Origin of the sequence: Paenibacillus sp. ICGEB2008, from assembly GCF_000307675.1 — a bacterium.
GTDB classification, from domain to species: domain Bacteria; phylum Bacillota; class Bacilli; order Paenibacillales; family Paenibacillaceae; genus Paenibacillus; species Paenibacillus polymyxa.
This window is the reverse complement of sequence record NZ_AMQU01000003.1, coordinates 57,278-64,646: the sequence shown is the minus strand read 5'-3', so window position 1 is coordinate 64,646 and position 7,369 is coordinate 57,278. Positions and strand designations below refer to the sequence as shown.

The following is a 7,369-nucleotide window of genomic DNA, read 5'->3' as shown; positions in this document are numbered from 1 at the left end:
ATCGGCGCCAGTCGGTCCCGTGGCTCCAGCAGGCCCGACCGCACCCACCGCGCCCGGCAGCCCATCGGCCCCGGTCGGTCCAGTGGGTCCAGCGGGTCCGACCGCGCCCACCGCGCCCGGCAGGCCATCAGCGCCGGTAGGTCCCGTGGCTCCAGCAGGACCGACCGCGCCAACTGCACCCGGCAGCCCATCGGCGCCGGTAGGTCCCGTAGGGCCTGTTACACCTCCGGGAGGTCCAGCAGGCCCTTCAGGTCCGGCGGCCCCGATAGGCCCAGCGGCTCCGACAGGCCCGGCAGGTCCAGCAGGTCCCGGAGGCCCAGCAGGTCCAGCAGGTCCTTCAGCTCCGACAGGTCCAGCGGCACCTATAGGTCCTGGAGATCCGGTAGGTCCTGGAGGGCCCGGCACACCTGCTGGACCAGGCGCCCCACCAGGCCCCACAGGTCCCGGAGGCCCTTGTGGGCCGGGCTCCCCTGACAAATACGGTTCACTTAGTGCGTTGCTAACCGTCGTTCCCGCAGTTCTGATTGCACGGATTAAACTGTCTTTAAGAGTTGGACTGAGGGATTCCTGTAGAACGATGGACAATAGGGCATCCAACAGTTGCTGTAATGTAGTACCTACGCTGATTGGAGAGAAAGGCGTGGCTTCTAACGCTACTATAGCAAGCTCCAACGCCGCCAGTAAATCTGCCCTCGCCCCGCCTCTAAGTCTTAAACTTTTCGCCAGGGACAGCAATTGTCTTAAAATCTGTTGCAATAAAGATACATTAGCCGTAGAAGGGTTTGCGAATACAAGTGGGATGATCGAGGTCAATTCATTAATAAGCTTGAGAAGCATTTCGATGCTTCTAATATCTCTTGATGGTTTGCAGTCCTCATCTTTTTTTGAAGCACCACTGAACCTGAACGGTCTTTTATGTTTCATGCTCAAGTATCTCCTCCTCATTCTGCCTACTGTAGAGGTGACAGATGGTTAATCGCCCCGTTTTACAGATATTCATAATATATTTATTGAAGTGAAAAGGGTGAATACACAAGCAAAGCTTAATAAAATATTGATAACAAAAGCGCGGTTCCCAAATGTCTGGGACCGCGCTTTAGTGTGTAGTCTATTAGATTATATGTCTTCGGCAGATTTATTTGAAAATTCGTACCAGCAGTTCAGCCATCTCGCCTCTGCTAATGGCTGCTTTCGGTTTGAGCGTTCCATCAGGATACCCGCTGATCCAACCCGAGCCTATGGCTTTCTCGAATGCTGTGGAAGCCCAGGAAGCAATCTGCTGATCATCCTTGTAGGATTGCAGTCCAGTAGGACTGGAAATGGATGTCTGATTCTGTATCGCGTGTGACAGGATCACCATCGCCTGTTCACGGGTAAGGCTCTCATCAGGTCCGAACGTCTGAGCGGTTAGTCCTTGAATCCATCCCTGACGGTGAGCAGCATCTACAGCTGATCCAGCCCAGTGTCCCTTCATATCTGTAAATGAGGTAGACAGGCTCTCGTCTCCAGTAGTTCCTAAAGCCCTGATCAATATGGCTACAAATTCTGCACGGCTTACGGCACGCTCAGGGCGCATGTTGCCGTCTTTATAGCCCTGCATCCAGCCTTTGAATGCAAGAGATTGTAGAGACTTCGCTGCCCAGTGACCTTGTAGGTCCGGCCATACCTGAGCTGGCTCTTGCGAATCTGACGAGTTAATTTGGTCATTTTGCACGCTGGCCTGATCGATTTGGGACGCGTCCGTAGAAACAGCGACGGCAAAGGTACCTAATCGAGGCGTACTCACACTCACACCCGACAAAATCCCTTGAGAATTCATCACAGCAGTGCCTTTTAGAATCTCACGTTCACCATTTTCATACATCACAAGAATGGAGAATTGGGGTTCAATATTTTGCAATTCACTTGAGGATTCGCTATCCAACGGCAGAACGATGGACGAATTCCCTGTCACGTTAGCTTTAATTTCTACAGCCGGCCCTATCAGCTTCAGGTTGGGTTGCTGCTCGGCCCAATCGCGAAATTGCTGATCTGCCTGCTGGAATGACATGGTGACGTCCTGCTGACCTGAGGCGGCCATGCTGGTTAGTGTGTCACTGGATACCATCAGCGTCCCATATTGGGATATCACTGAAGCTCCGAGCTGATCCCATTTTTTTAGTACAGAATGAGTGAGGAGAACACGACTCATTTGCTTTTCCTGCTCCAAACGAATGTCAGCGTATGCCTTGCCTTCACGAAGTGCTTGTTGGATCTGTTCATCCAGGAATGCCGCAGGAGGAACAAAGAGGGAGACTGTTTTCCCTTGCTCTAAAAATCCTATCTGTTGTATGCCAGCAGACAGATCCTGATCCTCATTTTTATCTTTATTAGACTTGCCTGTGTCCACACTTACTTTGGCAGGGACGATGACTTCTATGGCCTGCGTCAAAGCATGAGAACCATCACTTACCTTCATGACATTCAGCATGACAGTGACAACGGAAGGGGTGTCTGCTTGAACAATAGTCCCGTCTGTACGCACAATGTCTGGCTGACTACTGCTGCTGATGGTCACACGGAAGCCATTAGGTACGGCAGGCAACCTAAGCAGTGTATCACTTGTTGTAGGGGCAGGTATGCTTGTGATGGAATCCGCGACACGCTGCGCGGTTAATCCTTGCGGATACACTAGCCCTGAGGGAGCGCTCTTCATGCCATTTACGTTCTGCAGCACATAGAAGCTGGCTCCTTCGGGTACAGGTGTAAATGTATATTTTCCCTCACTCGAAGCGATTCCTTCCGCTATAAGCTCCTGCTGGGCATTATACAGCTCAAGCCGTGCGCTCGGTAAAGCGCCTGTGACAATCACAGAGGCGATATCCTCGTCGCCTGCTGCGGCTGCAACAGCACGGGGCAACACGTTTATACGGCGTTCTGCCGGTTCTGCGGTCCAACTTCCATTGTCGCTATAAGCATAGTTCAATACGTATACACCAGGTACATTCGTATCGACATTGCCGATCCCTGAAAGATCGGGGACCAGGATATTACCGTATACACTGTCCAATACACTGGCTCCCGGATCCGTGAAGCTGTCGCCAGTTTCCAAAACAATTGGATTATTGCCGTTCAGTCGTACATAAGGTGTATTCGGCAATGCTTTCAGCACGGTGATCGTGAATGTTCTTTGGACAGAAGCTATGCCTTTAGAAATCATAGCAATTAACTGTACATTCATATCACCGTCTGTATATTTAGGCCGATTTACCTGACCACTATCACTGAGGATATCCGGTTGATCCGAGGACCAGTCGATCTGGGTATCAAATGCCCCTGTACGAGGCAGGGCGATGGAATCCTTAATCCCTTGCGGGTAATCCAGATTCAGTGTATTTGCCGCCAAATTCACTGCTTCATCAGCGCTTACGGGCAATGCAGGTACGAGCAGACTGAAGGTTTTTCGAAGCTCAACCCCACCTCTTGACACAACCGCCTCCAGCGTGATGGTCTGATCGCCCTGTACATAGGTTGGGAATGTTACATGTCCAGTATGATCCAGGAACTCAGGTTGACTCGACGACCATGACACCTGAACACCATTCAGCGCATCCTTTGCCAAATATACGTCTCCGGTTACTGTCGTTAGCGGTAGTTCCAGTGCTCTGTATGCTGCGTCCACGGCTTCAGTGTCGCTCATCGGCAGACGGAGTACGTGTGCAGTAAAATCCTTTGTTTTCGTTAAGCCTGCAAGTTGCAGGGTAGCCGTTAGGGTAACGTCCGTATCTCCACTACTATAGGAAGGTCTGGTAAGTGTTCCATCTGCTGCAATGACAAGAGGTTTGGACGAGGACCATTCGATCTGCACTCCACCATAACTGGAGAGAGGGAGAGATACATTTTGTTGTACCGCAGACAAATCACCAAGCGATAGGGCATCTGCTGCTTGATTTAATGTATCTTGAGCAGTCATCTTTGAAACGGTAACTTCGAAAGTTTGGGTATCCGAGGCAGTTCCTTTCGCAATCGTTGCTGTCAGTTTTACTTTTTGGTCACCCAGGTCGTATCGCGGGCGTATTACAGTTCCTTCGTTCGTAATGACGGCAGGAGTATCCGAACTCCAGCTCACCGTTGTATCATTCAATCCAGTGAGTGGCAGTGTCAGCTTTTGGGATACCGACTCTACTGTATCACCAGGTGCTAGACCTAGAGCGAGCGCGGCTTTTGCCTGTGCAACTCTCTCGGCATCGGTAAGTATGGTCACTTTGACCTCTGAGGGAGTGCTCTCCCCCTTAGCATTCACGGCCTGAACCGTGTAAACTGCTTCACCTGGCGGCAATGCTGATGTGTCTATGAACTGGGTTAAGTTGCCTGTATAGAGCGTTATACCATCACGCACGACTTTGTAGGAAGTTGCATAAGGAACGGCATCCCAGCTTAACTCCACCGTATTTCCATTTTTAGTACCTGTAAAATGACCCGGAGCCTGTGGAATGGGGAGTCGTTCCCCATAAGCTGCGAATTCCATGATGGAGGCCCATTGATTGTTTCTTGCATTTCCTTGATCAATATATAATCGAAAGTATCGTGTAGTTACAGGAGTAATGCTCTTTTGAAAATTAGAGCTCACATTATTCTGCACAGTATCCACAGTCGCCCAATTAAATCCGTTGCTACTCGTCTGCAATCGGAAACTGTATGGATCACGTTCATCGTTCCATCCATAATGGACACCCATACCTGTAACAACGTATCGATCTACGATATACCAGTCTCTCAGATCTACCTCGATCCATTTTTCACCGTTGCTGGCTTGATACCAGCGGCTTGTCGGTTCGATTGACCCATCCACAGCCTTGGAGGGATCATAGGGCTGGGTGTAGCCACTTGATGTTGTTGGTTTGTTAAGCACTACATTTTCCCAACCGGCAGCATTGGTTTCATTCGTCCCTATGAGCAAAGCCGCACCGCTGATAAATGGCAGCAGTGGAATCAGCACACGGTAGGGTTTTAACTTGTTGCGTGTGAAGTTATTTCCTTCGAGCACGCTATCACCTCTTCTTTATTAAATAGCACACCACTTGAGCGTGTTCATATTATGGGCGGGACGGGTAATCCCCTTCGATTGCGATGTAGTAGTTTACATTCGGCAACGGGGAAGCTCCACGCAAGTCAGGCAATGCAAATGTACGCACTCCATCACCGCCAAAATTAGTGCCCAGCAGACTGTATAATGCTGAATACTGAGCAATGGGCAACAGCTGGCCTTCGCATTTTAGCCAGCCCTTAGGAGCGAACGTGTACGGGTACATCGTAATTTCCCCCATATAAGGCTCATAACCTGCGTGTGCCTGTTTGGGGCTAATCGCTGTTCCTCCTAACAAAATGACCGCCAACAGACTCAATACGGCGGCTTTCTTCCAAAAATGATTCTTCATACCTACAACTCCTTTAGATTCGAATAATGGACCACGAATTCAACAAATTTGTGACATTAGTCATAGAATGAATAGATATTATCATGGATTTCCATTTTTGCAATACAGCTCATCTATCAAATTCACCTTTTTATTCCTTTTATGAGCAAAGAAATTTGTTCCATCTGCCTCAATCCTTCATGCATCTTTTTTCTAATCCAGGTAAATCTATATACAAATCCTATGGAAGTGAAGGAGTGAACAGCGTGTGGCAGGTCATCGGAACTCATGCGCCCAAATGGAATGTGTGGGTGGAAGCCTTCTTTTTGTTCATCATACCTTTGATTATTTTTCTGACAGTACGACAACTTAAAGCGTTGGATGGTCGAGAGAGCAGACGTATGGAACGATTAAAGCTTATGGAAGAAGAAGATCGTTCGGAGCAGGCAGATCATAATCCATCTGTCAGTGAGGCAGAGAAGGAAAAGGGGACCTTTACCGAAGATTATGAAGCCAATATAGCAAAAATCAGACAAGCAGTTGCAGACATGGCAGACGTAAACGAACGCTCGATTTTTCTGGAAAATCTGAACGCTGTAAGCACACTTTTTTTTTGTGGATGGATTAACGGACAAGGTTGGCATGGATCAGAATATTTTAAAGCCGCTAATGGATTGGGGCAGCTCCGGGCAAGAGAGGGGAGAACTTCCGCGAGGAAAAGAGCTTCGGGATATGATTGTTCACCAGGTCATGCTGGTATCGGAGACGGAGTATACGTTAGAGGTGCAGTTCTCCTTGCAAAAGGTGCTGTTTGGTTCAGTCATACTCGTGATTCAGGGCATACCGGGTGCTTTTGTGCTGGGTACACCCAAAGGAAATACACGAGGGGTGGAAGATCCTATATCGGAATCGGTGCTGCGGGGACCGCGTGTCGGTTTTACAGAGACCCTCAGCGACAATACAGCGATGCTGCGCAGGCATGGAGAAAGTACAGAACTGGCCATGTCGTCCTTCAAAGTCGGCAAAAGAGTGGAAAAACAGCTGATGGTAGTGTATTTCAGAGATATTGCCGACCCGGAGCTTGTAGATGAGGTGAAGCGGCGGGTCCAAACCATTGATATGGATGAGGTACTGGAGTCGGGCTATGTAGAGCAGCTTATTGAGGATAATTTTCTTAGCCCATTTCTGCAAATTCAAAATACGGAGAGACCGGATCGGGTCATGGCTGCATTGCTGGAGGGACGTGTCGCGATTCTGCTGGACGGTACACCTTTTGCGCTTCTTATGCCTGTAACGTATGGGATGATGCTCCAGTCTCCCGAAGATTATTATGAGCGATGGCTACCGGGGTCGCTTATTCGATTTCTTCGGTTTATGGCAACTTTCATATCGTTATTTGCTCCAGCGCTCTATATCTCCTTTATCTCGTTTCATCCCGGACTGATTCCAACCAAGCTGGTCATTTCCATTATCAGTGCTAGACAGGGAGTGCCGTTTTCGACGTTGATTGAGGCCCTGATTATGGAAATTTCCATTGAAATTTTACGCGAGGCAGGACTTCGGCTCCCCAAACCCATCGGTCCAGCGATGGGTATCGTCGGCGGTTTGATTATTGGACAGGCGGCTGTTGACGCCGGGATTGTAAGCCCGATCCTCGTCATTGTGGTGGCAGTCACAGCGATTTCTTCCTTTTCCGCCCCTGTATACAGCGCTGGCATATCCATGCGTGTTCTTCGTTTCGGTGCCATGTTCACGGCGTCCATCTTCGGCTTGTATGGCGTGATCATGTTTTTTCTGATGCTGAGTATTCATATGGTTAAATTACACAGCTTTGGTGTTCCGTTTCTTAGTCTAACGACTCCCCGTTCGTTCAAAGACTGGAAAGATTACTTCGTACGAGCACCGTTGCAATTTATGAAAAACAGACCCATTCTTTTGAAGCATAAAGACCCTAAGCGACAAGGATGAGCTCA

General features: G+C 49.1%; 3 protein-coding genes and 1 pseudogene. 1 reads left to right on the top strand and 3 read right to left on the bottom strand.

Translation table 11 applies throughout. The annotated features are described in order from the left end of the window. From C400_RS26085 to C400_RS0101500, 3 genes are all read right to left on the bottom strand, one after another. On the bottom strand, positions 1-924 hold a 924-nt coding region (locus C400_RS26085), incomplete at its 3' end, for a collagen-like repeat preface domain-containing protein (protein WP_017425758.1). 211 nt (positions 925-1,135) lie between these two features. Further along, the gene (locus C400_RS0101505; protein WP_017425757.1) at positions 1,136-5,026 is read right to left on the bottom strand and encodes an immunoglobulin-like domain-containing protein; all 3,891 of its coding nucleotides are present in this window, start codon (positions 5,024-5,026) and stop codon (positions 1,136-1,138) included. Positions 5,027-5,075: 49 nt separating this feature from the next. Continuing rightward, on the bottom strand, positions 5,076-5,417 hold the full coding sequence (locus C400_RS0101500) for a phage tail protein (RefSeq protein ID WP_016819423.1): 342 nt from the start codon (positions 5,415-5,417) through the stop codon (positions 5,076-5,078). Between the two features lie 245 nt (positions 5,418-5,662). Here C400_RS0101500 and C400_RS0101495 point away from each other — a divergent pair. After that, positions 5,663-7,364 (top strand): annotated as a pseudogene (locus tag C400_RS0101495) (spore germination protein). Positions 7,365-7,369: the final 5 nt, after the last annotated feature.